We start from the raw sequence: 25,134 nt of genomic DNA, 5'->3' as shown, positions 1-25,134 counted from the left end.
TGTTGGCGGCTTTTGTGCGTAGCTGCGCACATTGGCAGGCATGCGAACGAAAGAAGGGAAATATATTGCTAGAGATCGTTCTGCTGGCACTGCTTGGGCTCATATCCGCCATATTCGGAAGCATCGTCGGGCTAGGGGGCGGCATTATTATCGTTCCAGCGCTGACGCTGCTTGGACCCCAGTTGGCTGGTTCTGAGATCGACCATGCGACGGCTGTCGGAACTTCATTGGCTGTGTTGATCGTCACTGCGCTAGCGTCGACGATGGCTTACGCTAAGAAGAAGCGCGTCGATTGGCGCAGCGGTTGGCTGTTGTTTATGACGAGCGGGCCTGCTGCTATGGTTGGCTCGGCATTGACCGGGCATATGAGCAACGGCCCCTTTCAATTATCATTTGGCATATTCATGCTCTTAATGGCTGGGCTTCTCGTGGCACGCGAATATATGAAGCCAATCCGCCGGCAGTGGCCTGTCGTTCGTACATATACCGATGACAAAGGTGAGTTGCATCAATATGGGTACGCCATATTGCCAGCCTTGTTGGTTGGCTTCGCGGTAGGGCTCATCTCAGGCTTATTCGGCATCGGCGGCGGATCGCTGTTCGTGCCGGTGATGGTGCTGCTGTTCCGGTTTCCGCCGCATGTTGCTACAGCAACATCGATGTTTGTCATTTTTTTATCTTCTACGCTGGGAACGGGCGTGCATGCATGGCTAGGCGAGACGAATTGGTGGATCGTGCTGGTGCTTGCGCCTGGCGCTTGGGTGGGCGGCAAGGTTGGAGCATGGATCGCGTCAAGAATGACGGGTAAGGCGCTGCTCTGGGTGCTTCGGATCACGTTGGTTATTATGGCGGCGCAGCTCATTACGGAAGGATTGTCATCGATCTAAATTGCACAGCTATCAATCGCGGATTGTTGGCCAAATGAGGCAAAGGGGCGAAACTTTGCAGGGTGCGAGGCGTATTGTAGTAAGCAACCCGAACAATAGGAAGGTAGCGTGATCGAAAGTGAGTGAACAGCGAGACGTTCCCGCAATCGGGGGCAAAAGCTTCACGGCTGTCGCGATTAACAGCGCAGCCAAAGCAGGAGAGTGGATTAAGACGAAGCTCGGCAAGCATACGACGCTTAATCTAAAATATTCGGCGCAAGACCTCGTGACCGAGGTCGACAAAGGCGCCGAGACGATGATTCGAAATCTCATTATGACCCATTTCCCTCATCATTCATTTTTAGGCGAAGAAGGCGTTCAACCAGGCCCAGAAGCATCCGAGCGCGCGCTTAGCAACGTGCAGGATGAAGAGTATTTGTGGATCGTTGATCCGGTAGACGGAACGACGAACTTCGTGCATGGTTTTCCGTTCTTCTCTGTATCCATAGCATTGGCGCATAAGGGAGAAGTTATCGTAGGCATTGTATATGACCCGATGCGAGACGAGCTATTCGTCGCAGAGAAAGGCAAAGGCGCTTATGTGCATGGCCAACGGATGTCGGTATCCGAAGAAGCTACGCTGCGTGAAAGCTTAGTTGCAACAGGGTTCCCGGCGGACCCGCTTATGCTGCAGCCTAACTTGCAGCAGCTGCAGGCGCTTGCACCGCAAGTAAGAAATGTTCGCTCCGGCGGTTCGGCCGCGTTACATATGGCATATGTGGCGGCAGGGCGGCTGAGCGGCTTCTGGGAGCAGGGGCTGAATGCATGGGATATTGCAGCCGGCTATTTGCTCATCAAGGAGTCCGGCGGGCAGATTAGTGATATGGCAGGCGAACCGTACCATCTGGGCGTACGGCATGTGGCAGCGACGAATGGACGGATCCATGATAGCTTTATCGATGAATTAAAGAAGGCAGGGGCGCCCCGAACGGAGGGATAGCCAGCCGAATGTTCAATAATAAGCCGCTCGGCGCATGCCGGGGGCTTATTTTGATAGATATAGGAGATGAGAGGAGTTAAATAACGATGTTGATGCCTATTTTGCAGGTGGATTCGGAACAAATTCCGGAATATGCGATCGTATGCGGCGACCCTAGGCGGGCTGCTGTTATAGCGGAGAAGCTGGAAGGCGCGCAGGAATTAGCATTTGCTCGGGAATATCGGACGTTTGTGGGCGAGTATCAGGGAGTTAAGCTGGCGGTTGTAAGCCACGGCGTTGGCTGCCCAGGTGCAGCGGTTTGCTTCGAGGAGCTGATTCGGGCGGGCGTAAAGACGCTTATTCGGGTTGGAACGGCTGGCTCGTACTCAGCGGATTATCCGGCAGGCAGCTTAATTGTCAGCACGGCAGCGATTCGGACAGATGGATTAACACGCCAGCTCGTGCCTGATGGCTTCCCGGCCGTTGCGGACAGCGATGTAGTGAATGCGATCTATGCTGCTGCCCTAGAGACAGGAGGGGCAGGCGTTGTTGGCAAAGGGATGACGGTAACGCTGGACGTGTTTTTCAATGGCGTCGAGGAATTCCCTCACAAAAAACTGAAAGCAGCAGGCGCTCTTGCGGTCGAGATGGAGATTTCTGCGCTGTACGTTATCGCTTCGCTCCGCGGCGCACGGGCAGGCGCAATTGTTGCGCTCGACGGCTATGCAGACGCAGATCTTGCTGCGGAATATGACCCGCATACCGATGCTGTGGCGCAAGCGGTCGAGCGAGAGATTGATGCGGCGCTTGGAGCGATTGCCAAGCTAGCCCAAAACGTTTAGCGTGCGTTGCAGTTGGCGCAAGAATGGCCGGAAACCTCCTCGCCGAATCGTCCACGGCGGCAAGAGGTGCCCGGCCATTTTGAATAGGCAGGCTGGAGAGGCGTGCGGCTATTGAAGCACGTGTTTCAGCGCACGGTCCGCCGCTTCGATCGTTGCATCGACATCCGCATCCGTATGCGCTGTCGTTAGGAACCACGCTTCGTACTTGGACGGCGCAATGACTACGCCTTCTTCGAGCAAGCCGCGGAAGAAGCGGGCGAATTGCTCGCCGTCTGTGTCCTGCGCTTCCTCGTAGTTCGTGACCGGATGGCCGCAGAAGTGCGTGGAGAAAGCGCCGCGAATGCGGTTGATCGTTAGAGGCACGCCATTTTTATGAGCGGCAGCGCCGATGCCGTCTGCGAGGCGAATAGCGAGGCGTTCCATCTCTTCGTATACGCCTGGGGCGCTAAGCACCTCAAGGCATGCGATGCCCGCAGAGATCGATGCAGGGTTGCCCGCCATCGTGCCTGCTTGGTAAGCAGGTCCCAGCGGAGCGACCTGCTCCATAATTTCTTTGCGGCCGCCATAAGCGCCGATTGGCAGGCCGCCGCCGATGATTTTGCCAAGTGCGGTTAAATCAGGCTCTACGGCTGTTTGGTCCGGGAACACATGATACGTCTGCGTGCTGCCGTAATGGAAGCGGAAGGCGCTTATGACTTCGTCATAAATAACGAGAGCGCCAGCTTCGCGTGTCAGTTTGCACAGCTCCTCCAGATAACCCGGTTTAGGCATGACCATGCCGAAGTTGCCGACGATCGGCTCTACCATGACGGCAGCGGTATCACTGCCCCAACGGTCCAACGCTGCGCGAAGCGCATCGATATCATTAAACGGCACCGTAATGACCTCATGCGCGATGCTTGTCGGAATGCCTGCGCTGTCTGGAATGCCGAGCGTCGATGGGCCGGAACCTGCTGCGACGAGCACCAAGTCGGAATGGCCATGATAGCAGCCCGCGAATTTAATGATTTTGCTTTTTTTGGTATAGGCGCGTGCCACGCGGATCGTTGACATGACTGCCTCGGTGCCGGAGTTAACGAACCGGACTTTATCGAGCGATGGAATGGATTCCTTCAGCATGCGGGCCAGCTTAATCTCAAGCTCGGTTGGCGTGCCATATAGTGTCCCGTTCGTGGCTGCCCGAATGATGGCTTCTGTAATATGCGGGTGGGCATGCCCTGTAATGATAGGCCCATACGCTGCTAGGTAGTCGGTATAGCGATTGCCGTCTACATCCCAGAAATAGGCGCCACTGGCCCGTTCCATAAACACTGGCGCGCCGCCGCCTACAGCTTTGAACGATCGCGACGGGCTGTTAACTCCGCCTACGATGTGTTGTAATGCTTCTTCGTATAATTGCGCCGAGCGCGTTCGATTCATCGTCATAATAAGTACCCTCCGTTATGGCTGCTTCTTGAGTATTATAACAAACATGGGGGTGTACGGGCTATTTTGGCAGGATTCATTATTCGGGCAGCTTTATATAAAAAAAGCGCTCTTCCCGTTGGTTGGGAAGAGCGCTCTTGTTCCGGTCTGGTTCTAGTTCGACGAAGACGATGTGCCGCTGTCCGTGCTATTCGTGCCATCAGTGCTGGTGCCGTCGGTGCCTGTTCCCGTTGCGGGCGTGGAGTCCTTAAGCAACGAGTCTTGGACGAACTCGCGAAGCTTGTCCTCGTCGCTAATGCCGATGACGGCGGCACCGCCCACTTTGTCAGATGAAATCAAGTCCATTGGCGGCACTTGCTCCGAGCCTGCCATGTTGACGCCAAGCCCTAATTGGCCGAGCTTCAGCATATCTTCTACAGATAGGTTCGTCTCGATGTCGTCGCTGACGCTGTTAATGATGTTCGTCATTCGAAGGATGTTCCAGCCGCTCAATACTTTATGGGCAACCGCTGACAAGAATTCACGCTGGCGCCCTGTCCGAGTGAAGTCGCTCATCTGGTCGTGGCGGAACCTTACGTATTGAAGCGCTTTGTCGCCATCGAGATGCTGCTGGCCTTTTTTGAGATGAATGTCGTATCTGTTCTTATCTGCATTGTCGACGTAATTCATATCCTTCTCAACATAGAAGTCGATTCCGCCGATTGCATCGACAAGCGATTTGAAGCCCTCAAATTCGGTGTACACATAATATTGGATATCTAGGCCAAGGAGATTGCCAATCGTTGTCCGGGCGAGCCGCTCGCCGCCGAGCGTAACTGCCGTATTGATGCGGCCTGAGCCGTGTCCAGGGATCTCAACGTATGTGTCGCGAAGAACGGAGAATACATGCCCCTTCTTCGTAGCTGGATCGATGGACAGAACGATCATGGAATCGGAGCGGGCAACCTGGTTTTTCTCAAGACCCCGGCCATCGCCGCCCATAAGCAATATATTAACGCGCTCCGTGCCTTCCCACTTGGGAGGCTCTGCTGTCGTCGTGTCATTCTCAAATTGGCTGAACTTCGAATCTTCGCCGCTCTTCTGCAGATTGCCTACTGCATTGTATACGGTGAATAGCCAGATAAAGACAGCGGCTATGATAACTAATAAGCCGAATAAAACCCATAACCACCACGGCTTCCTGCGTTTACTTTTTTGACGCGCTTCCATTGAATGTCGCTCCTTTTTGGAGTATGCTTTTCACTTGTCCATAAGATATTGTATGATTACATATCATAAAATTATAAGATGGAATGTCGGTTAGAATCAAGTCTTATACAAAATGCATGAATGGACAGCGACTTTATCGATATTTGTCGATGTTGAAGGGAGTTAAGTTCGGTGACACAATTAGCAATAGACGTACGCGATTTAAGAAAGCAGTTCAAGGTGCAGAACAATCGTACAGGGCTCGGCGGGGCTATTCGTGACCTATTTAATCGCGAATACCGTGAGGTCGCAGCGGTCAAAGATATTTCGTTCCAAATTCCACACGGCGAGATTTGCGGCTATATTGGCGAGAATGGAGCGGGCAAATCGACCACGATCAAGATGCTCACGGGCATACTCGTTCCAACGTCCGGCATGCTGCGCGTTAATGGATATGTTCCGCATAAGGATCGTGAGAAATTCGTCAAAGAAATCGGCGTTGTTTTTGGCCAACGCTCGCAGCTATGGTGGGATATCGGCGTAATTGAATCGTTCCAGCTGCTTCGCAAAGTATATCGCGTGCCGGAAGCGGATTTCCGCAAGCGGCTGGATGAACTGGTTGAGCGGCTGCAATTGGGCGAACTGCTGAATCGTCCAGTGCGCAAGCTCAGCTTGGGCCAACGGATGCGTTGCGAGCTTGTTGCTTCCCTGCTTCATAATCCTTCTATTCTGTTCTTGGACGAACCGACGATCGGTTTGGATATCATTGTAAAAACAGAAATTCGCGAGTTCCTTAAACAAATGAATCGTGAGCATGGCACGACGATTCTATTAACAACGCATGACCTGCAAGATATTGAAGCGCTTTGTTCCCGCGTTATTATGCTCGACGATGGACGCATCATTTATGATGGCGGGCTGGAGGAGCTGAAGACGAGATGGAGCAAGGGCCGGGAGATCAAGTTCCAGTTCGGCTCGGCGATCAGCATTGAGCGGCTGCGTGATTTGACAGACGGGCTGGGCGTAACGTGGACGATGGACAGCAACGTCGAAGCGGGGATGTGGCTGCCTCACGCGGTTAACGTATCCGACGCGCTGGCGCGTGTCGTTGGCTCGTCCGCAGACATCCGCGACATCAAGATCAATGAGACGAATACGGACGAGATCGTTCGTGAGATTTACCAATCGGGCAGCGCGGAGACGAAAGCGGCTACGGCTGCTGCGTTGGAAGCATCTGCTGGCGACACGGAAGAGAAGGAGTCGACGCGGCCATGATGAGCGCGTATATCGATTTTATCCGCATACGATTTCTGATGATGTTGGCTTATCGGGTTAACTATTATAGCGGCATCGTGATCTATGCGATCAACATTGGCGCGTATTACTTCCTATGGCAGGCGATCTATGGCGACCAGAAGACGCTGGCCGGGTTCACCATTTCGCAGATGACGACGTATGTCGCTGTGTCGTGGATGGCGCGGGCGTTTTATTTTAACAACCTGGACCGTGAGATCGCCAATGAAATTCGGGATGGCAGTGTAGCGATACAGCTCATAAGGCCTTATTCCTACCTTGCGGTCAAAATGATGCAGGGCTTCGGTGAAGGCATCTTCCGCCTATTCCTGTTCATGGCGCCGGGCATGGTCATCGTCTGCCTGCTGTTCCCGGTGAAACTGCCTACAGACCCAGCCGTATGGGGCATTTATCTGGTGATGCTTCTGTTTGCTTTCTTAATTAATACACAGATCAATATGCTTACGGGCTTGTTTGCTTTCTTCGTGGAAAATAACGAGGGCATGATGCGCATGAAGCGCGTTATCGTCGACCTGTTCTCGGGTGTCGTCGTGCCGATCGCGTTTTTCCCAGGATGGCTGTCGGTTACGATGAAATGGTTGCCGTTCCAAGCGATTACGTATTTGCCAAGCTCGGTATTCACGGGCCGTACGCCTTTGTCGGAGGCTGGACAGGTATTGGGCCTGCAGGCGATCTGGTTTGTGGTGCTGCTCATACCTATGGCGCTCACATGGCGCGCAGCGCGTAATCGGCTGTTCGTGCAAGGGGGTTAATGCAGCGATGTTATATTTGTCATTATTTTGGGAATACCTCAAAAACTACGCCAAAACAAAACTGACCTATCGCGTCGACTTTTGGATTGAAGTGCTGTCAGACTTGATGTTCCAAGGGCTCAACCTGATCTTTATTTTGATCGTCTTCCAGCATACGCCATCGCTTGGGGGCTGGTCGGAGGCCGAGGTTGTGTTCGTATACGGATTTTTTATGGTGCCCTACGGCATCTTCGGCACGTTCTTCAGCTTATGGAATTTCGGCGACCGTTATATTGCCAAAGGCGAAATGGACCGCATCTTGACGCGCCCGGCACATAACCTATTCCAAGTCACGCTCGAAAATATGGACCCGCCGTCGCTCATTGGTTCTCTCGTCGGGGCGATCATAATGGTGATCAGCTGGGGCGAGCTTGGGCTAGCATTCGATTGGGTACAAATTCCGATGATGGTTCTGCTTATTCTCGGGGCTGTGCTGATCTATGCGGGCATGTATACGTCACTGACGGCGATTTCGTTTTACTCGGATGCGCCAACGGGCATTCTGCCGCTCATGTACAACATCCAGAACTACGGGCGTTATCCAATCAACATCTACAACAAGATCATCCGTTTCGTGCTTACTTGGGTGCTGCCATTCGCATTCGTCGGCGTCATTCCGGCGTCGTACTTCCTTGAGCGCAAAGGGGACGGCATTTCGTCGCTCGCGCTCCTGACGCCAGTTGTCGGTGTGGTTGTGTTCGTGATTGGCCTTATGGTATGGAACCATGGCGTGAAACGGTATCGCGGGGCAGGCTCATAGCGCTGGGTTGTGGTGAGAATGGCGGGAAGACAGAGATGGGAAATTTAGAATTAGTAAAGAAAAAGAAATAGAAGAAGCCTTCAGCCCACTGCCAGTGGAGTTGAAGGCTTCTTCTATTGTAAGCACGGGAGTAGGGATGGGATAGGGCAGGAAATTTTGCCCTATTGGGCAGAAAAGCCTGAGAGCGAGTGAATAGGGCAGTATTGTGGACGCAAGCGCCCGCCCTTACGCCGGAGCAACCCCATTCCAAAACAAATCGACCATCGCTTTGGCAAGCTCAGGGGTTGATTGGAACAAATCAGCGGGGTGGCGGCGGTTGCCCAGCATGAGAAGCGCGCTAAGCGTATGCGACAGCAGCAGCGGGTTAGCGGGGCGAAGCTGGCCGGCGTCTATCGCTTGGCGGAAGTAGTGCGCGAGCACGCCGTGAATCGCTTCCTCAGCTGCACGGATACGCGTTAGCTGTTCCTCGGACAGATGAGGAGTCGCATCACGCATCATCGACTCAAAATCCATGTGAGGCGTCGACATTTTGACTAGTGCCAGCTTTTCGAGCCCACTTCGGATATCCGCTGCTTGCTCGAGCAGCTTCTCGGTATTGACCCGTGAAACCGTGAGCATCCATATGAGCGATTCCGTGAATAACACGGCCTTATTTGCAAAATGGTAATACAAAGACGCCTTAGTCACATTGCATAGCTGTGCAATCTGATTGAGCGAAATCGGCTCGTAGCCGTGCTCCATAAATAGCTTGGAAGCCGTCCGTATGATCGTATCATTCGTCGGGGCATCTTGGCCGGTGCGTTTGGGCCTGCCTAGTGTTTTGGTTGTGCGCGGTGGGGTCATCACTAACACCTTCTATGAAATAAAATGTTTGAAATTTAGACATTGATTAATTAACCGTACGGTATATATAATTATGTTGGCTATCATTATTATATATCCGTCGCCCAATCTTAGCACGTACCATTGTAGTATCGTTCCCGCGATATGGCAATCGTAAGCGTGTGAGTCGCAAGGCCTCCTTATAACGAAATGTAAGAGGGCAGACGTTGGGTGCGGTGAAGGGGAGAAGTGATCATGGATACAGATAAAGGGTTAAGCCGTTATGTCGCAGGAAAAAAAGGGCGTTGGGTTACGCTGCTCGTCTGGCTTGCAATCGCAGTTATCCTTACGCTCACGCTGCCATCTGTCGGCGATCAAGAGAACAATAATGCAGCGAATTTGAGCGATGCGAAGCCGTCTGTGCAGGCAGCGGCAGTCTCCGATCAGGAGTTTCCAAGCGGGAGCAGCTTGCCTGCGTTGTTGGTGCTGCACCGGGAAGGCGGGCTAAAGCAGGCTGATCTGGAAAGCTTGCAACAGCTGACAGCCCAATGGGGGGCAAACCCGCTGCCACATCAAACGAGCGTGCCACCGTTGCACCAGCTTCCGCTGCCTGCGCTGCAACAGCAGCTGTCCAAGGATGGCAGCACGATTGTGGCGCCGATCCTGTTCAGTAAACAAGCGGATACGGATCAGTTGAAAGAAAGCCTTGACCAATTGCGCGCAGATGTGAACAAAAGGTTCGGCGGAGACCTGTTTAGTTCAGTAAAAGGCGATGCCGAAGAAGGCAACATCAGTGCACGCCTAACCGGCCCTGTCGGCATTCAGGTCGATGCAACGGGGCTATTCAAAAATGCGGACGTCTCGCTGTTATTGGCGACGGTCCTGCTCGTTCTTATTATTTTGCTCATCATCTATCGCTCGCCTGTGCTCGCATTCATTCCACTTATCGCGGTCGGCTTTGCATACATGGTCGTTGGCCCGATTCTCGGCTGGATGGCTCGCGAAGGCTGGATTACGGTCGACTCGCAGGGCATTTCGATCATGACGGTGCTTTTATTCGGCGCTGGGACGGACTATTGCCTATTCTTGATCTCGCGGTTCCGCCAACTGCTTAGCACGGAGCGGGATAAAGGGAAGGCACTCCGCCATGCGATAACCGGTTCGACTGGCGCTATCGCTATGAGCGGGCTAACCGTTGTCTTATCGCTGCTGGCATTACTGTTCGCACAGTACGGCGCGTACCATCGCTTCGCAGTGCCGTTCAGCTTGTCGATTCTCATTATGGCAATAGCAAGCCTGACGCTCGTGCCAGCGCTGCTAGCTATTATCGGCCGTGCATCGTTTTACCCATTCGTGCCGCGTACGCCAGAGATGATCGCCGAGCGTGCGCAGAAGAGAGGCAAGCCGTCGAAGCCAGCCCGCCAGCGCCAAAACAGCTTTATCGGGCGAATCGTCGTTCGGCGCCCTTGGACAGTCGTGTTGACGGCGCTTATCGTGCTGGGCACGTTGGCAGGCTTCTCGTCACGAATCGAAGTGACGTACGATATTTTGTCATCATTCCCAGAGGATATGGAGTCGCGTGAAGGGTTCACTATTATTGGCGAGCAGTTCTCGCCGGGTGAGCTTGCGCCTGTACAGGTGATCGTTGATACGAAGGGTGAGCCCGTCGATCTCAAAGGCCAGCTCTCGAAGCTGCCGTATGTTGCGCAAGTGTCTGATCCCCAGCAAGGGAAGCAAAGTCCGAATATCGTTGCCGTCGATGTTTCATTAACGATGAATCCCTATTCGCTGGAAGCGATGAAGCTGATTCCCGAGCTTCGCCAGGAAGCACAGTCCTTGCTTGCAGCAGCAGGTGACGGGCAAGGCGCCGAGGATCGCGTATGGATCGGCGGGCAGACAGCAGACCAATACGATACCAAGGAAGCGGGAGACCGCGACACGGCGGTTATTATCCCTGTCGTCATCGGGCTCATTACGCTGCTGCTGCTCGGCTACCTGCGCTCCGTCGTTGCGACAGCCTATCTGATCGGCACGGTAATTCTTTCTTACTTCTCCGCACTGGGTCTCGGCTGGCTTATTATTCATTACGGGTTAGGCGCGGATGCCATCGCTGGCTCGATTCCGCTCTATTCGTTCGTGTTCCTTGTAGCTTTGGGCGAAGATTACAACATCTTTATGATTTCGAGCATTTGGGAAAAAAGAAAGCGGATGCCGCTTCGCCGCGCGATCAGCGAGGGCGTAAGCGAGACCGGCTCGGTCATCACGTCGGCTGGCGTCATTCTGGCAGGCACGTTCGCCGTGCTGGCTTCGCTCCCGATTCAGGTGCTTGTCCACTTCGGCATCGTGACCGCCGTCGGTGTCCTGCTTGATACATTTATCGTGCGGCCGTTCCTTGTGCCAGCGATTACGGCGTTGCTCGGCCGTGCGGCATTTTGGCCAGGCAAGCATGTGGAAATCGCTGAAGAGCCGCAAGTAACGGGCCAGGCGTAACAGGATCTTTTTATTAACCAGCTCTCCCTTTGGCTGATACAGGCTGCGAGGGAGGGCTGTTTTGGCGTATAATGTAGAAACAGCAATCGTGGAGAACGGAGGGAGAGACCAGAAATGGCGAAAAAGAAGCAAATAACGCCGACAATCGGCCAGCCTGCGCCTGATTTTACATTAGAAGGTTCTGGCGGCAAGCAGGTGTCACTCAGCAGCTATATTGGACAGAAGGTTATTCTGTTTTTCTATCCGAAGGATATGACGACAGCATGCACGCAGGAGGCTTGCGATTTTCGCGATGCACATGTTGCCTTGAAGGAACAGAACACGGTCATTCTCGGCATTAGTATGGATAACGCGGCACGCCATGGCAAATTCATCGCCAAGTACGAGCTGCCATATGAGCTGCTGACAGATGCTGAGCATGCCGTCTGCGAGCTGTACGGCGTCTGGCAGCTTAAGAAGCTGTATGGCCGTGAATATATGGGCATTGTCCGTTCGACGTTCCTCATCGACGAGCAAGGTGTCCTCGTGCAAGAGTGGCGAAATTTGAAGGTCAAGGGGCATGTGGATAATGTAGTCGCTGCAATTGCGGCTGCGGAGTCGGCAACAGTGTAACCGTTTCTTAAAATAAGGAAAAAACCGAACAACCGCCATTTCCCGCATCTTAGCGGCAGGCTGGTTGCTCGGTTTTTTAGTATGCTGTCGGGCCATGAAGCGTATCGGACTTCTCAATCTGTAGCGTTGCATGCTCCAAGCCATAATCGTCAGCTAGCCGCTTTAGCGCCTCCTGCAGCACCAGTTGGCAATCCTGCTGTTCCTCGATGAGCAGATGTCCGCTTAGCGCAGGCATGCCGGATGTAATGGTCCAAATATGCAAATCATGCACGTCACGCACGCCTTCAATATTGAGCAACGTTTGTTTCACTTCATCACATGCAACGCCTTCGGGCGAGCCTTCCATAAGAATATGGATGACAGACTTCAGGATGCCCCATGCGCCGCGCAGGATGAGCAGGGCGACGAGCACGCTGACGAGCGGGTCGGCCCAGTTCCAGCCGAATGCGATGACGAGGAGCCCCGCGATGATTGCGCCGACGGAACCGAGTGCATCGCCAAGGATGTGCAGGTAAGCGGATCGGACATTCAAGTTATGCTCGACATCGCCTTGGCGATGAAGCGACCAGGCGCTGGCCAAGTTGGCAAGCAGCCCGACAGAAGCGATCAGCATCATTGGCAGCCCTGCGACCTGTGGCGGTTCCCCGAAACGATGGTACGCTTCGACGGCAATCATGCCTGCAATGACGAATAGTGTCAGTGCATTGAAGAGCGCTGCTAATATTTCGAAACGGTGATAGCCATACGTTTTGGCAGGTGTTGCGGGCTTCGCCGCAAACCAGAAGGCGACGAGGCTGAGCGCAATCGCGGCTGTATCACTCAGCATATGGCCAGAGTCGCTAAGCAGTGCGAGGCTGCCCGTCATCAAGCCGCCAACAAATTCTAGCACCATAATGCCGCCGGTTATGCCGAGTGCGATAGCAAGCCCGCGCCGATTGCCGGGCTGCCCATGGGAGTGGCCGTGGCCATGATGCGAATGGCCGTGATGAGCATGCCCATGATGGGAGTGCCCGTGGTGGGCATGATTATGGGCGTGCGAGTGCGCTTGCTTCCCCCGAGCCTGCATCTGCTCATGTGCCTGGCCAGCTCCATGAGCATGCCCATGATCGTGCGCGTGGCCATCTCTATCGCCATGCCTGCGCTCAGGACCATGCTCATGCCCATCTGCATCATGCCCGTGCGTGCAAGCGTGGCTGCCATGCGAGCCGTGCTCGTGTTGCCCAGCAGTGATTGAATTGCTGCGTCCATGAGGCTCTTCCTGCCGATTGGTGTCTTTTGTCGTTTTATTAGTGTTGGTTTGTGCCGGATTGTCGTGGTTATGGCTCATATCCTATACCCCCTCAACTACATATGAATAAGTGCTCATATATTAACTTTATTGTATCAGTGCCGCGGCATTCCTACAAGCCTATTTTACGGTTATAATAGAAACAGGTGGTGACGTGGCCGATGGGCAAGCTGGAAACAACAGATGAGGGCGGAAGCCCGGAAATCGCGATTCAGGTAAAGGACGGGTTGCTGGATGACCGTTCAGCGGCGTCCATGTCGGAGCTGTTCAAAGCGTTAGGCGATCCAACGCGCATCAAAATCATTCATGCGCTGCTGCAGCATGAGCTTAATGTGCATGATTTGACGGTCGTGCTCGGAATGGGGCAGTCGGCCGTATCGCATCAATTGCGGTATTTGCGCAACCTGCGGATCGTGAAACGGCGGAAGGAAGGCAAAACCGTTTATTATTCATTAGATGATAACCATATCGAGCAGTTGTTCGTTCTGACCCTGCAACATCTTGAACACGACTAGATCTAGTATAGGCAATTGTATGCTCGCGAAGTGTCTCCTGTGATGTTAATTGGAACAGGGCGTGTATCATTTTGTAGGAAACCGACGTTTTCTGAAAAAGTCGAAGTTGGCTTACCGGCCGGACTTCGGCTTTTTTTGTGCTGTTTTTCATTCGGGCACAGCATTTGGTGTTATGAAAAACAGCCTTAATTTTCATGCGAATAGCCTTCCCCATCATTCGACATTTCTCTCTTATGGCTATCTAATAAGTGCAGAAAAGTCAGACAAAACCGCTAGCCCTTGCCCTGATTGGGCTCGTCCTCTGTCAAGCACTTTTTGTTGCCAAATGCAGGCCGCCGACCATTGACACGCACAATATATAGTTATATCATTGTCTCAGTCATCCTACATATTGATTTGATAGAGTTAGGGACATGTACGGAACGCTAGATCTGGAGGGGCTAAAACATGCTTGTTGTATACGATTCGAGGACGGGGAACGTCCGCCGCTTTGTCGAAAAATTGAATATGAAATCACTCTCAATTGAGAATGACGGAGACATGACGGTGGAGGAGCCATTCGTGCTCGTGACATTTACAACAGGGTTCGGGCAAGTGCCGGATCGCGTGGAAAAATTCCTCGGCCGCAACGCTAGCAAGCTTAAGGGCGTGTCGGCAAGCGGCAACCGCAACTGGGGCGAATCATTCGCCCGAAGCGCAGACGATATTTCCAAACGGTACAATGTACCGGTTATCCATAAATTCGAGCTGTCCGGCACCGGACGGGACGTCGATCAATTTCAGCAAGGAGTGAATAAGCTTGCGGCATATTGAACTCAATAATGAACTGATGCAGCGTGGCGAGGACGGATTTTTCCGATTAGAGAAAGATCAAGAGGCGGTAGCTGCGTTCATGGAAGAGGTCGCTGCGAAGAGCATGCGCTTCAATAGCTTCACCGAGCAAGTTACTTATATGATTCAAAACGACTTCTACGAAGACGTATATGCGCGGTACTCCCCGGAGCAAGTAGAGGAGATCTTCGCTACGACGCACGGCTTTAACTTCCAATTCTCCTCCTACATGGCCGCATCGAAGTTTTATACGGATTATGCCATGAAGAGCGATGACCGTACGGTCTATATGGAGAAATATCCAGACCGCGTCGCAATGGTTGCCCTGCATCTAGGTGAAGGCGACTTCGATAAAGCGAAGCGGTTGGCTGTCTCCATGATGGAGCAGCGCGTGCAGCCGGCGACGCCAACGTTCCTGAACGCGGGCAAGAGCCGCCGCGGCGAAATGGTTTCCTGCTTCCTGCTGGAGATGGACGATTCCCTGAACTCGATCAACTACGTACTCGGAACGTGCATGCAGCTGTCGAAGATCGGTGGCGGCGTTGCTGTCAATCTGTCCAAGCTTCGCGGACGGGGCGAGCCGATCAAAGGCGTTGAAGGCGCAGCTAAGGGCATTATGCCAGTGCTGAAGCTAATGGAGGATGCGTTCTCCTACGCGGACCAAATGGGCCAGCGTAAAGGCTCGGGTGCAGGTTACTATAACATTTTCGGCTGGGACGTTATGGAGTTCCTCGATAGCAAGAAAATTAACGCTGATGAGAAGACACGCCTGAAGACGTTGTCAATCGGCTTGATCGTACCGAACAAGTTCTATGAGCTGGCAGCGCAAAATAAGCCGCTCGTCGTGTTTGGGCCGCATTCCATTCATAAAGCATACGGCATCCACATGGACGACATGGACCTGGACGAAATGTACGACACGCTGCTCGCTGACGAGCGCGTGAAGAAGAAAGCAATCATGAGCGCACGGGACATGCTTGTAAAAATCGCGATGATTCAGCTCGAATCGGGCTATCCATATATTATGAACCGCAGCAATGCGAACAAGGACCATGCGCTTAAGGGCATCGGCGCAATCAAGATGTCGAACCTGTGCACGGAGATCTTCCAGCTGCAAGAGACGTCCGAGATTAACGATTATGGCCAATCCGACGTCATTCGCCGCGACATTAGCTGTAATTTGGCATCGATGAACATTGTAAATGTCATGGATCTTGGCAAGATTAAAGAATCTGTGTACGAGGGCATAGAAGGCTTAACATCCGTCAGCGACATGGCGCAGATCGCGAACGCACCAGGCATTCGCAAGGCGAATGAGGAATTGCATTCCGTCGGCCTTGGCGCAATGAACCTGAACGGCTATCTGGCGAAGAACAAAATCGCTTATGAGAGCGAAGAGGCACGTGATTTTGCCCGCACGTTCTTCATGATGATGAACTTCTACTCGCTGGAGAAGAGCATGCACATCGCCCGCGATCGCGGCGAAACGTTCAAAGGCTTCGAGCAATCGGAGTACGCGAACGGCAACTACTTCGACCGCTACCTGTCGACGGACTTCCGTCCACAGACGGCGCGCGCGCTTGAGCTGTTCGGTGAAATGCACATTCCGTCGCCGGACGATTGGGCGGAGCTGAAGGTACAAGTGATGAAGCATGGCGCTTATCATGCTTATCGCTTGGCAATCGCGCCAACGCAAAGCATTTCGTATATCCAAAATGCGACTTCGAGCGTTATGCCGGTCGTTGAACATATCGAGACACGTACGTACGCGAACTCGACGACGTACTATCCGATGCCTTACCTGGCACAGGATAACTACTTCTTCTATAAATCGGCTTACCAGATGGACCAATTCAAAGTGATCGACATGATCGCTGAGATTTCCCAGCATATTGACCAAGGGATTTCGACGGTTCTGCACGTAAACAGCGATGTTACGACGCGCGAGCTATCCCGTTACTACATTTATGCTGCCAAAAAAGGGCTTAAATCGCTCTACTACACGCGGACTAACCGCTTAAGCGTTGAGGAGTGCATCAGCTGCGCCGTGTAGGCCAGCTGTTGTGGCTTCTTCCTATATAGATTCGAGAGGGACGGATGAACGATGGCGATGGAAGCTGTAAACTGGAACCGGCCGGACGATGATTTCACATTGACGTTCTGGAACCAGAACATTATGCAATTTTGGACGGACGAAGAAATTCCGCTTTCCGATGACAAAATGTCTTGGATCGAGCTTAGTGACGCGCAGCGCGAGTTATATATGAAGGTGCTCGGCGGCCTCACGTTGCTTGATACGATTCAAGGCGGCGTAGGCATTCCGAAAATTGTTGAGCATGTTGACGGGCTGCAGCGCAAAGCGGTGTTGTCGTTCATGGGCATGATGGAGCAAATCCACGCCAAGTCGTACAGCAGCATCTTCACGACACTGGCATCCACCGAAGAGATTGACGGCGTGTTCGCATGGGTGAAGACGCAACCGCAGCTTCAGAACAAAGCGGAGTGGATCTCGGTTTACTACAATAATATCAAGACGCCGAAGAGCCTGTATCTTGCGCTTTCAGCATCCGTGCTGCTCGAGAGCTACTTGTTCTACAGCGGCTTCTTCTATCCGCTCTTCTTGGCTGGCCAAGGCAAAATGACGAGCAGCGGCGAGATCATCGACCTTATCCTTCGCGACGAGAGCATCCATGGCCTTTACGTTGGCGTACTGGCGCAAGAGGTATATCGCGACCTTACGCCGGAAGAACGTGGCGAAGCGGATACGGAGCTGCGCGAGCTGATCGATCGCTTGCATGCGAACGAAGAAGTGTACACGAGAGAGCTGTACACTAGCGTTGGGCTAGCGGACGAAGTGCTTGCCTACGTCCGGTACAACTGCAACAAGGGGCTTATGAACCTTGGATTGGACCCGATTTTCCCCGAAGAGGAAATCAACCCAATCGTCTTTAACGGCATCAGCACGCGGACGAAGCAGCATGACTTCTTCTCGAAGAAGGGCAACGGCTATGTGCGTACACTGAACGTAGAGACGCTGCGTGACGAGGATTTCGATTTTTAAATGGAATAGAGACAGAAGGGTGTCCCCAGGGCGTGAACTTGGGGGCACTTTTTTTCGTTGAAAAAGCGGATTGTTGGAAATTCTAACGGACCGAGCCGCCCTTATTTGATTAAAATCAGCCACTGTTTTGCTCTAACGGACCGAGAAGCCGCTATTTGACCCAAACAACCCTCACGAGGCAGCAAAATCGTTAAATAACGGCTGTGGTGTCCGTTACGTTTGAATTGGGCACTTTTTGAGGGGGATAACGGCCCTGAGGTCCGTTAGAGTCACTGACTAACATAAAGAGCCATTCGGAGCCGATCCATACATCGCTGACTTAATCTCATCGAGCCATGACGAAGGGTTCTTCTACATCAAAGATCGAGCAACGGCGACGAGACAGCTAGTGAAGGTGAAGTTGAAATACGAGGATCAGCAATAGAAGGGTTAGAAGGGTTGCGTATTTATTAGGCACCTGCAGATGGGACACTTCTGAGGAAGTGTCCCATCTGCAGGTGCTTTTTTTTTGTCCATAATTCTATCGATCGAATGTCATTTGCTAGACTCGTCTCTCATATACTCTATCAACCGGGCGGACAAGGCCGGAATGAAGGGTGAGGTGGACGGATATGGTTCGTCGTCGAATCGTGAGAGCTGTGTATGCAACGGTCATTGCAGTGAGTGCGGCGGCATTCAGCGGGTGGTTTGTCGATCAGGGGGAAGCATCGGGCGAGCTTGGCGGGAGCGTGGGAGAGAAAGTCTACCTAAGCGCTCCAGCGGCGGCATATAGCGGCGATGTGAACACGATGAATGCGGCAGGCTTTACGGCAGCAGGCAGCAGTGTTAAACCAACCGCGATCGGCGACACGGCGGCGAACCCATCTGATGAGCATAGTGGGAGCAAGGTTAGCACAGTAACGGTCAGTGTCAAGACAGTGGGCAGAGCAGCCGTCGAGCCAGCCCAGCATCCGGCAGGGGAGAGGCAGGCGGAGCCAGCGAATAAGACCGTTTATTTGACGTTCGATGACGGGCCAAGCAAGTTGACAGGTGAAGTGCTCGATATTTTGAAAAAGAATAGCATTCACGCGACGTTCTTCGTGCTCGGCGAGCAAGTGAAGGCGCATCCGGAGCTGCTGAAGCGCATCGTGGCGGAAGGGCATACGGTCGGCAATCACACGTATGACCATGTCTACAAGGAGCTGTACGGCGGATTTGGCGAATTCGCCAAACAGGTTGTCAAGACGGAGGAGGCGCTTCAGGAAGCGGCAGGCATTCGCACGAAGCTGGTGCGGGCGCCGGGCGGTACGTTCGGCAATTTTGACCAGTCGTATTTTGATGCGATGAAGGGAGCGGGTTACACCTTGTTCGATTGGACAGTAGACAGCGGCGACTCGGTACGGCGCGGCGTGCCAGCATCCGAAATCGTGCGCAATATTCACCAATCGAAGCTGTCCCATGAAACGATTGTTCTGCTGCACGATAGCCAAAGCCATGCAGAGTCGGTCAAGGCGCTGCCTGACATTATTCAATACTACAAGAACAAAGGGTACGCGTTCGCTGCGTTGACGGAGCAGGTGAAGCCGGTCATATTCCGCTTGGCGGACAAGCTGAAGTGGAGCAGGGCGAAGGCTACGGCATCTGATCGCGAGTTGGTTGGGCGAGGCATCGCGCAGGAGCAAGGCGCTAAGCCGTTCGTATTCTCGGGTGAGTGGGCAGTTGGACAGCAGGAGGAGGAGCAAGAGCGTGAGCTTATTGTGCAGGCAGGCGAACGGTCTGTTGTCTTCCCGTCGGGCAGCTTCTCGCAGATTGGGGAGGACTGGCAAGTTTCGCTGCGCAATTTGGCAGAGGGAATAGGCGGCAGCGTGAGCTGGGATAACGGGCAGCGTGCGGTGCGAGTGGCGTTCGCTAATGGCGAGCGGTACGAAGTGCGCATTGGCGGATCAGGGGGGAGCGAGCTGCGCGGCGGGACGGCGTATGCGCCTTTGCTCGCTACTCTGAAGCAATTCGGCATTACAACAGAGGCACTTGCTTCCTAGTGAACTAGCGAGTGTTCAGGCGCATTCGATAGGTCCGGGCTTTCAGCAGGTCTAATCGCTGGCGTTTTCGGAGAGACTGATAGATAAAGAGATTTCGAGATGGGATTTCTATCATCTAGCAGGAGGCGTGATTGGCGATGACGACCGTGACGAATTACGAGCGTTGGCCGGAGGATGAAGGAGTGCGCAGCGGGATTGGGGAGTGGCATGAGCCGCCTGAGCGTTTGCTTGAACGGATGAGGGATAAGATCGGGACGGTGCTGCTTGGCAAGGAAGAAGTCATTACAAATGTATTAGTTGCTTTTCTCGCAGGCGGCCATGTGCTGCTGGAGGATGTGCCGGGCGTTGGCAAAACGATGCTGGCGCGGGCATTCGCTGCCGCAATCGGAGGCCAATTCAAGCGGATCCAACTGACGGCGGATATGCAGCCAGCGGATGTGACAGGCGGCTCGGTGTGGGATGGCCGTAACGGATCGTTTCTGTTCGTGCCAGGCCCGATTATGGCAAATGTCGTGTTGGCGGATGAGCTGAACCGCACGCCGCCGCGTACGCAGTCTGCCTTGCTTGAGGCAATGGAGGAGCGCTGCGTGACAACCGATGGAGAAAGCCGCAGGCTGCCAGATCCATTCATGCTTATTGCGACCCAAAACCCTTGGGATTATGAAGGCACATTCGCACTGCCAGAGGCGCAAACGGACCGGTTCATGATGCGTTTGTCCATTGGCTATCCTTCGCATGAGCATGAAACGCGATTATTGGCTGCGCTCGCAGATAATCGGGTGATCGACCCGTCGGCAATGAAGCCCGTTGTAGCGGTAGAGGAATGGCGCCGGATGCAGCGGGAGTGCAAGGCGGTGCATGTGCATCCAGATTTGCTGCCGTATGCCGTCACGATTGTGGGCGAGACGCGCTCTGCGGCTGAACTGGAGGCAGGCGCTAGCCCACGGGCTTCACGCGATTGGCTGAGGGCGGCGCAAGCGTGCGCTTATATGGAAGGGCGGCGTTTTCTGCTGCCGGATGATTTGGTCACGACCGCAGGGCATGTGCTCGCGCATCGGTTGGCGGTGCGTCCTTCTTATGCAGCTTCTGGCCATACGGCGGCAAGCGTTTTGGAGCGAATCATTCGAGACACGCCATTGCCCGCATCGGTGAGCGGCGGGAGGCGGCGCCGATGAACGGCAAGCAGCGTGTTAAGCGTAAGAGAGTGGGATCGGGTAATGGGCAAACGGGCGGAGCAGGGGGAAAAGGAAGCTTGGCAGGGCCAAAAGGCGTTACAGGCCAGCCTTCGCACTTAGGCAAATCAAGCGCGGCAGTGTTGTCGCCGCAGTACCGTACACGCAGCTATTTGTGGGCATTGTTCATCAGTGGATGGGCAATCGCTCTTGGAGCCGCGTTGTGGCGTGGAGAAAAGCCAGAGCTGTTCGTCGCGTTTCTATTGACAGGAATCGGCATGATAGGCTTGCTGCCTGTACTAATGGCATCTCTGGCACAACTGGAGGCATCTCGATCCTTATCGCAGCCTGAAGGGCAAGCAGGTGGGGACATTACGGTAACGGTTATGCTTCGTTCGCGAATTCCGTTGCCGTTGGTGTGGCTGGCGTTTCGCGAAACGCTCGTGAACGAGAGCGGCGCGAATGAACGGATCGTTGTTTTTCGCCAAATCATGCTGCCCCGGTGGCGTAAGGAATGGGCCGTTTCCTATACCGTGAAAGAGCTAGAGCGCGGCGTTTATCGTTTTCTTGATTGTGAGGCAACGATTGGCGATGTACTGGGTCTTACCGCGATAAGCAGAAGATTCACCGCTAGGCGGCATGCAAGCGGGAAGGCTGCGGAGCATGCAAGGCATCAGGCGGGGAGCGTCCAATATAGTCCGGTTAATCGCGCTGACACAGGGATGACGTTGCTTGTTATGCCGGAGTGGAAAGGTTCGGCCGAGGCTGTTTCGGCAGGCGGGCGAGCCAATAAAGCAGGTGATGGGCGATATGGTGCACCTTCTGCAGGAGGGCATTCCCGATTGGCGGAAAGCAAGCAGCGCAGAGCGGCTGCTGCTTGGCCGCATACGGCTGCTGATCCGTCGGGGGCGCAGCGGCTTCCTTACCGCCCCGGCGACGACGCAAGGCGGATCGATTGGCGTGCGGCTTCGAGAGGCGGCATTTGGCTGACGAAACGGGATCGCACGGAATGGCCGCCGGAGCTTGTTCTGCTATTGGATACGTCGGTGGAGGCGTATGGCGGAGATGACCGTATTTTCGACTGTGCAGCAGGCTATATGGCAGCGCTTGTTCGGCATGCGGCGAGAGCGGATAAGCCGTTCCGTATGGTGTGGAGTGCGGCAGAAGAGCCGGTGCTGCACGGGGCTTTTCAAGCTAAGGGAGCTGCACGGGCGAGCCGGGTGCCTATGGAGAGAGCTGTTTTGGAGCAGCTTGGGAGCATTCGGCCGGTACATGCAGCAGAACGTGTGGCGGCATCGTTAGAGCAACGGTTAGCGGATGTGCCTCGCGGTGCATCCCTCGTTGTCGTGACCGCCGATTGGCGAAGCAGTGAGTTAGGCGAGCGAGTGTCGGAGATAGCTGCAGCAAACGGATTGCGAGTGGAGATTCATGTGTTGGCCCCACAGCGAGTGCCGTCTTTGGGCATGCGCGAACGAAAGCGCGATTGGGAATGCGCGGGCATTCGTGTCGTATGGGTATCCCTTCCAGAGCTTGGGCCTGATTCAGCCGGGGCAGTAGCAGAGGGCGGTGACGGGCATGGTTAAGCGAGTGTTTCAACGTACGGACAAGGATGGGCTATTGCGGTTAAGCGATACGGTTCCATTTGGGCAGCGAATGTGGACGAGCCTGTTGTTATATGGGCTGCTGCTGGAATGGATATGGCCTTGGACGAGCGCGGCGGGCGGAGAGGAAGTGCGCTCGGCGCCCCTTTTGCTTGCGGTGTTAGGCTTCACGGTAGGCGAATTGTTCCGGTTCCGCGCCATAGGGGCGTTCATGTGGAACCTGATTGTCGTTGTAACGGCTGTTATGCAGCTGTATCGTCCGGAAGGCCAGCCGGTGTTGGACTGGCTAGCTAGCTTTCCAACACGCCTGATCGATCAAATAACGCAGCTATCTGAAGGCGGCATGTGGCTTATGTCTGGCGAGCTTCGTGCTCTTATTTTGCTGACGGGCTGGGCACTGCTTGTTCCGGCGCTGCAATTAATTATTTGGGCTAGGCAATTCGCGCATGGATTAGGCATTGTAACGATTGTTTATTTGTTGATGCTGCATGAGTGGGTAGGAATGGATACGCAGTGGGGGCTAGTACGTGCAGCATTGGAGTGGCTGCTTCTTGCTGTTGCTGTGACGCTTGCTCGTGTTCACCGTTTGTATGGGCAAGGGGCTGAGCATGGGCATATTGGATGGGCCGCAGGCTGGCGTACCGCATGGGCGGGTGGCGCAGTTGTGGCTGTTATCATGCTAGCGTGTGTTGCGCTGCTTGGAGCTTCCAATAGGCCGTGGGCGGAGAAGCCCGCAAGCTGGACAGCAGCTTGGACGGACCAGTGGAACGGAACGATCCGGCAGCTGGCGGACCGTTACTCTGCACAGGTGGCGAATACACGTGAAGCGAATAATTCGACGGGGTATGGTTTTGATGACAGCAGGCTCGGTTCGTCGCTCGGAAGCAACGCTTCTGTACGATTTACCGTTCAATCGGATACGGCCATGTATTGGCGCGGGACGAGCAAATCTGTTTATACCGGCCAGGGGTGGGCAGATAGCCCGATGTCTTGGACGAGCATTTCGCTGGACCATGTTGCGAGTGAAAGCGAAGGAGAGCCTGAGGGGGATAAGGGAGCACTGGCAGAGGAAGAGGCGTTGAAGCCTGCCCTGGTTACGCAAACTTTTCAACTAGTAAAACCGGAAGCGGGGTTGCCGCTTTTTGCAGGGGGAGCGAATGCGAGCATTACGGGGTTGGTTGCTGATGGGCCCTCTCGCCAGCTGTATCGGTACTGGCAGGATGCAGCAACAGGGACGCTTTCCCCGCCGGGAGATATGTTAAAAATATCGTCTTACACCGTAACGGCACAGCCGCCAATTGACGGGGAAGCGTTGGGTGAGCGATTGGAGGCGTTTGAGGCTTTGGCGGGTGATGGCACTGGAAACAGAGAGGGAACAGGGGGCACTCACACATCTGAGGCTGGGCGGCTTTCAGATTCAGCAGCTGCCTTGGCCGCCTACACACAATTGCCAGATACGGTGCCGGCGCGAGTAGGCGATTTGGCTGCGAAGGTTATCGCCGACAGTGTTGGGGACGCAGCTGGCGCAAGCCGGTATGCGAAGGTGGCAGCGATCGAATCGTATTTGAAAACACACTATGCTTATACGTTGGAAGGTTCGGAAGTCCCGCCTGCGGGCGCTGATTTCGTGGATGATTTCTTGTTTGGGCAGCGCCAAGGATACTGCGTGCATTTCTCAACCGCGATGGCCGTGATGCTCCGTACTCAAGGCATCCCAGCGCGTTGGGTGAAGGGGTATGTTCCCGGTGAGTTGTCGTATATGCCGAGCAACAGTGCTGGGGGAGTGACGACGGCAGAAACTGCGGGCTTGTTGTTGCGTGCGCGGGATGGGGGAGAAGGGGGAGAGAGTGTAGGTGCAGGTGCTAGAGTAGGCACAGGTGTGAGTGCAGGTGATGATGTGAAGGCGAGTGTAAGTGCAGGTGCAAGTGATGATGTGAGGGCGAGTTTAAGCGGGAGTTTAAGTGCAGGTAAGAGTTTAAGTGCGAGTGCGAGTGATGATGTGAAGGCGAGTGTAAGTGGGAATGTAAGTGCAGGTGCAAGTGCAGGTGCAAGTGCAGGTGCAAGTGATGATGTGAGGGCGAGTTTAAGTGAGAATGCAAATGCAAATGCAAGTGATGACGTGAAAGAGAGTGTAAGTACAGGTGAAAGTGCAGATGCAAATGTTGCTTCTGTAAGCGGGAAGCCAGTGTTTGTCGTCCGGGACTCGGATGCACATGCTTGGGTTGAGGTGTATTTTGCTGGAGTGGGCTGGGTTTCGTTCGAGCCGACTCCGGGGTTCGGCGGCACGGCTGCAGCTTCGCTGTCCGCAGCCGATGCCGTCGGCAGCTCCTCGGGCCAGCACGCTGGGCCCGAGGCGGCAAGCTCGCGCGCTGTGCTGTCAAGCAGCGCGCCCGCTTGGGCGAAGGCGGCCGCTTCGCAGGCCGCCGAAGCGATCGCGCGAGCCGGCGAAGCACTCGCGCAAGCATGGCGGCAAGCCGCCGGCGGCGCAAGCGCCGGCGCAGCCGCATTGGCGGCGGCATGGCCGCCGTCCGCGCCGCAGGCCGCGGCGCTTGGCGCAGC

At 54.3% G+C, this 25,134-nt stretch carries 20 protein-coding genes; 16 read left to right on the top strand and 4 right to left on the bottom strand.

The genetic code is table 11. The annotated features are described in order from the left end of the window. Positions 1-65 precede the first annotated feature (65 nt). The 3 genes from GON22_RS17680 (at position 66) to GON22_RS17670 (ending at position 2,687) form a co-directional block, all read left to right on the top strand. Complete coding sequence (locus GON22_RS17680) at positions 66-887, top strand: sulfite exporter TauE/SafE family protein (RefSeq protein ID WP_160397435.1); 822 nt, start codon at positions 66-68, stop codon at positions 885-887. Positions 888-1,005: 118 nt separating this feature from the next. Beyond that, the gene (locus GON22_RS17675) at positions 1,006-1,866 is read left to right on the top strand and encodes an inositol monophosphatase family protein (RefSeq protein WP_160397434.1); all 861 of its coding nucleotides are present in this window, start codon (positions 1,006-1,008) and stop codon (positions 1,864-1,866) included. 86 nt (positions 1,867-1,952) lie between these two features. Then, positions 1,953-2,687, top strand: a complete 735-nt coding sequence (locus GON22_RS17670) for a nucleoside phosphorylase (RefSeq protein ID WP_160397433.1) — start codon at positions 1,953-1,955, stop codon at positions 2,685-2,687. A gap of 108 nt (positions 2,688-2,795) precedes the next feature. Here the strand turns inward: GON22_RS17670 and GON22_RS17665 are convergent, their stop codons facing one another. Both GON22_RS17665 and GON22_RS17660 read right to left on the bottom strand, forming a co-directional pair. Then, positions 2,796-4,112 (bottom strand): glutamate-1-semialdehyde 2,1-aminomutase, encoded by a 1,317-nt coding sequence (locus GON22_RS17665; protein ID WP_160397432.1) that lies wholly within the window; start codon positions 4,110-4,112, stop codon positions 2,796-2,798. A 153-nt stretch (positions 4,113-4,265) separates the two neighbouring features. Continuing rightward, a complete protein-coding gene (locus GON22_RS17660; RefSeq protein ID WP_160397431.1) occupies positions 4,266-5,321 on the bottom strand; it encodes an LCP family protein in 1,056 nt (351 codons plus the stop codon). 171 nt (positions 5,322-5,492) lie between these two features. On the opposite strand from GON22_RS17660, the gene GON22_RS17655 reads away from it, so the two are divergent. From GON22_RS17655 to GON22_RS17645, 3 genes are read left to right on the top strand one after another with little or no spacing between them, the layout of a single operon-like run. After that, on the top strand, positions 5,493-6,575 hold the full coding sequence (locus GON22_RS17655) for an ATP-binding cassette domain-containing protein (RefSeq protein ID WP_160397430.1): 1,083 nt from the start codon (positions 5,493-5,495) through the stop codon (positions 6,573-6,575). Further along, on the top strand, positions 6,572-7,366 hold the full coding sequence (locus GON22_RS17650) for an ABC transporter permease (RefSeq protein WP_160397429.1): 795 nt from the start codon (positions 6,572-6,574) through the stop codon (positions 7,364-7,366). The genes GON22_RS17655 and GON22_RS17650 overlap by 4 nt, the downstream gene beginning before the upstream one ends. A gap of 7 nt (positions 7,367-7,373) precedes the next feature. Next, positions 7,374-8,165 carry an ABC transporter permease gene (locus GON22_RS17645; protein ID WP_160397428.1) on the top strand — a complete coding sequence of 264 codons (792 nt, stop codon included), beginning with the start codon at positions 7,374-7,376 and terminating at the stop codon, positions 8,163-8,165. 225 nt (positions 8,166-8,390) lie between these two features. Here GON22_RS17645 and GON22_RS17640 read toward each other — a convergent pair whose 3' ends face one another. Beyond that, complete coding sequence (locus GON22_RS17640) at positions 8,391-9,008, bottom strand: TetR/AcrR family transcriptional regulator (RefSeq protein ID WP_160397427.1); 618 nt, start codon at positions 9,006-9,008, stop codon at positions 8,391-8,393. Positions 9,009-9,242: 234 nt separating this feature from the next. Between GON22_RS17640 and GON22_RS17635 the strand changes: the two genes are divergently transcribed. Then, positions 9,243-11,477, top strand: a complete 2,235-nt coding sequence (locus GON22_RS17635) for an MMPL family transporter (RefSeq protein WP_160397426.1) — start codon at positions 9,243-9,245, stop codon at positions 11,475-11,477. Between the two features lie 114 nt (positions 11,478-11,591). Then, positions 11,592-12,089 carry a thioredoxin-dependent thiol peroxidase gene (gene bcp, locus GON22_RS17630; protein ID WP_160397425.1) on the top strand — a complete coding sequence of 166 codons (498 nt, stop codon included), beginning with the start codon at positions 11,592-11,594 and terminating at the stop codon, positions 12,087-12,089. Between the two features lie 76 nt (positions 12,090-12,165). Here bcp and GON22_RS17625 read toward each other — a convergent pair whose 3' ends face one another. Next, complete coding sequence (locus GON22_RS17625) at positions 12,166-13,155, bottom strand: cation diffusion facilitator family transporter (RefSeq protein ID WP_160397492.1); 990 nt, start codon at positions 13,153-13,155, stop codon at positions 12,166-12,168. A 383-nt stretch (positions 13,156-13,538) separates the two neighbouring features. Here GON22_RS17625 and GON22_RS17620 point away from each other — a divergent pair, with 383 nt between their 5' ends. The 8 genes from GON22_RS17620 to GON22_RS26465 all read left to right on the top strand — a co-directional run. Next, positions 13,539-13,892: an ArsR/SmtB family transcription factor gene (locus GON22_RS17620; protein ID WP_160397424.1), complete on the top strand. Its 354-nt coding sequence runs from the start codon at positions 13,539-13,541 to the stop codon at positions 13,890-13,892. 447 nt (positions 13,893-14,339) lie between these two features. Further along, positions 14,340-14,705, top strand: coding sequence for a class Ib ribonucleoside-diphosphate reductase assembly flavoprotein NrdI (gene nrdI / locus GON22_RS17615; RefSeq protein ID WP_160397423.1), 366 nt, complete (start codon positions 14,340-14,342; stop codon positions 14,703-14,705). Further along, positions 14,692-16,776 carry a class 1b ribonucleoside-diphosphate reductase subunit alpha gene (gene nrdE, locus GON22_RS17610; protein WP_160397422.1) on the top strand — a complete coding sequence of 695 codons (2,085 nt, stop codon included), beginning with the start codon at positions 14,692-14,694 and terminating at the stop codon, positions 16,774-16,776. The genes nrdI and nrdE overlap by 14 nt, the downstream gene beginning before the upstream one ends. A 57-nt stretch (positions 16,777-16,833) precedes the next feature. Further along, the gene (gene nrdF, locus GON22_RS17605) at positions 16,834-17,784 is read left to right on the top strand and encodes a class 1b ribonucleoside-diphosphate reductase subunit beta (RefSeq protein ID WP_160397491.1); all 951 of its coding nucleotides are present in this window, start codon (positions 16,834-16,836) and stop codon (positions 17,782-17,784) included. A gap of 611 nt (positions 17,785-18,395) precedes the next feature. Further along, complete coding sequence (locus GON22_RS17600; RefSeq protein WP_160397421.1) at positions 18,396-19,802, top strand: polysaccharide deacetylase family protein; 1,407 nt, start codon at positions 18,396-18,398, stop codon at positions 19,800-19,802. A gap of 137 nt (positions 19,803-19,939) precedes the next feature. Then, the gene (locus GON22_RS17595) at positions 19,940-20,977 is read left to right on the top strand and encodes an AAA family ATPase (RefSeq protein WP_160397420.1); all 1,038 of its coding nucleotides are present in this window, start codon (positions 19,940-19,942) and stop codon (positions 20,975-20,977) included. Beyond that, positions 20,974-22,557 (top strand): DUF58 domain-containing protein, encoded by a 1,584-nt coding sequence (locus GON22_RS17590; protein WP_160397419.1) that lies wholly within the window; start codon positions 20,974-20,976, stop codon positions 22,555-22,557. Before GON22_RS17595 ends, GON22_RS17590 begins: the two co-directional genes overlap by 4 nt. Further along, positions 22,550-25,134 (top strand): transglutaminase domain-containing protein (locus tag GON22_RS26465; RefSeq protein ID WP_272898811.1); only part of this gene is annotated, 2,585 nt, incomplete at its 3' end. The genes GON22_RS17590 and GON22_RS26465, both read left to right, overlap by 8 nt.

Origin of the sequence: Paenibacillus sp. MMS18-CY102 (assembly GCF_009789195.1) — a bacterium.
GTDB lineage: Bacteria > Bacillota > Bacilli > Paenibacillales > Paenibacillaceae > Paenibacillus_T.
The sequence above is the reverse complement of the archived record's forward strand: the minus strand, read 5'-3'. Positions and strand labels throughout refer to the sequence as shown.

What these genes read in the sequence shown, in the direction of transcription:
- GON22_RS17635 (WP_160397426.1), top strand. Translation starts at nt 9,243, where the DNA reads ATGGATACAGATAAAGGGTTAAGCCGTTATGTCGCAGGAAAAAAAGGG.
- GON22_RS17665 (WP_160397432.1), bottom strand. Translation starts at nt 4,112, where the DNA reads ATGACGATGAATCGAACGCGCTCGGCGCAATTATACGAAGAAGCATTA.
- GON22_RS17645 (WP_160397428.1), top strand. Translation starts at nt 7,374, where the DNA reads ATGTTATATTTGTCATTATTTTGGGAATACCTCAAAAACTACGCCAAA.
- GON22_RS17625 (WP_160397492.1), bottom strand. Translation starts at nt 13,155, where the DNA reads ATGCAGGCTCGGGGGAAGCAAGCGCACTCGCACGCCCATAATCATGCC.
- bcp (WP_160397425.1), top strand. Translation starts at nt 11,592, where the DNA reads ATGGCGAAAAAGAAGCAAATAACGCCGACAATCGGCCAGCCTGCGCCT.
- nrdI (WP_160397423.1), top strand. Translation starts at nt 14,340, where the DNA reads ATGCTTGTTGTATACGATTCGAGGACGGGGAACGTCCGCCGCTTTGTC.
- GON22_RS17670 (WP_160397433.1), top strand. Translation starts at nt 1,953, where the DNA reads ATGTTGATGCCTATTTTGCAGGTGGATTCGGAACAAATTCCGGAATAT.
- GON22_RS17595 (WP_160397420.1), top strand. Translation starts at nt 19,940, where the DNA reads ATGACGACCGTGACGAATTACGAGCGTTGGCCGGAGGATGAAGGAGTG.
- GON22_RS17590 (WP_160397419.1), top strand. Translation starts at nt 20,974, where the DNA reads ATGAACGGCAAGCAGCGTGTTAAGCGTAAGAGAGTGGGATCGGGTAAT.
- GON22_RS17640 (WP_160397427.1), bottom strand. Translation starts at nt 9,008, where the DNA reads ATGACCCCACCGCGCACAACCAAAACACTAGGCAGGCCCAAACGCACC.
- GON22_RS17620 (WP_160397424.1), top strand. Translation starts at nt 13,539, where the DNA reads ATGGGCAAGCTGGAAACAACAGATGAGGGCGGAAGCCCGGAAATCGCG.
- nrdF (WP_160397491.1), top strand. Translation starts at nt 16,834, where the DNA reads ATGGAAGCTGTAAACTGGAACCGGCCGGACGATGATTTCACATTGACG.
- GON22_RS17600 (WP_160397421.1), top strand. Translation starts at nt 18,396, where the DNA reads ATGGTTCGTCGTCGAATCGTGAGAGCTGTGTATGCAACGGTCATTGCA.
- GON22_RS17650 (WP_160397429.1), top strand. Translation starts at nt 6,572, where the DNA reads ATGATGAGCGCGTATATCGATTTTATCCGCATACGATTTCTGATGATG.
- GON22_RS17660 (WP_160397431.1), bottom strand. Translation starts at nt 5,321, where the DNA reads ATGGAAGCGCGTCAAAAAAGTAAACGCAGGAAGCCGTGGTGGTTATGG.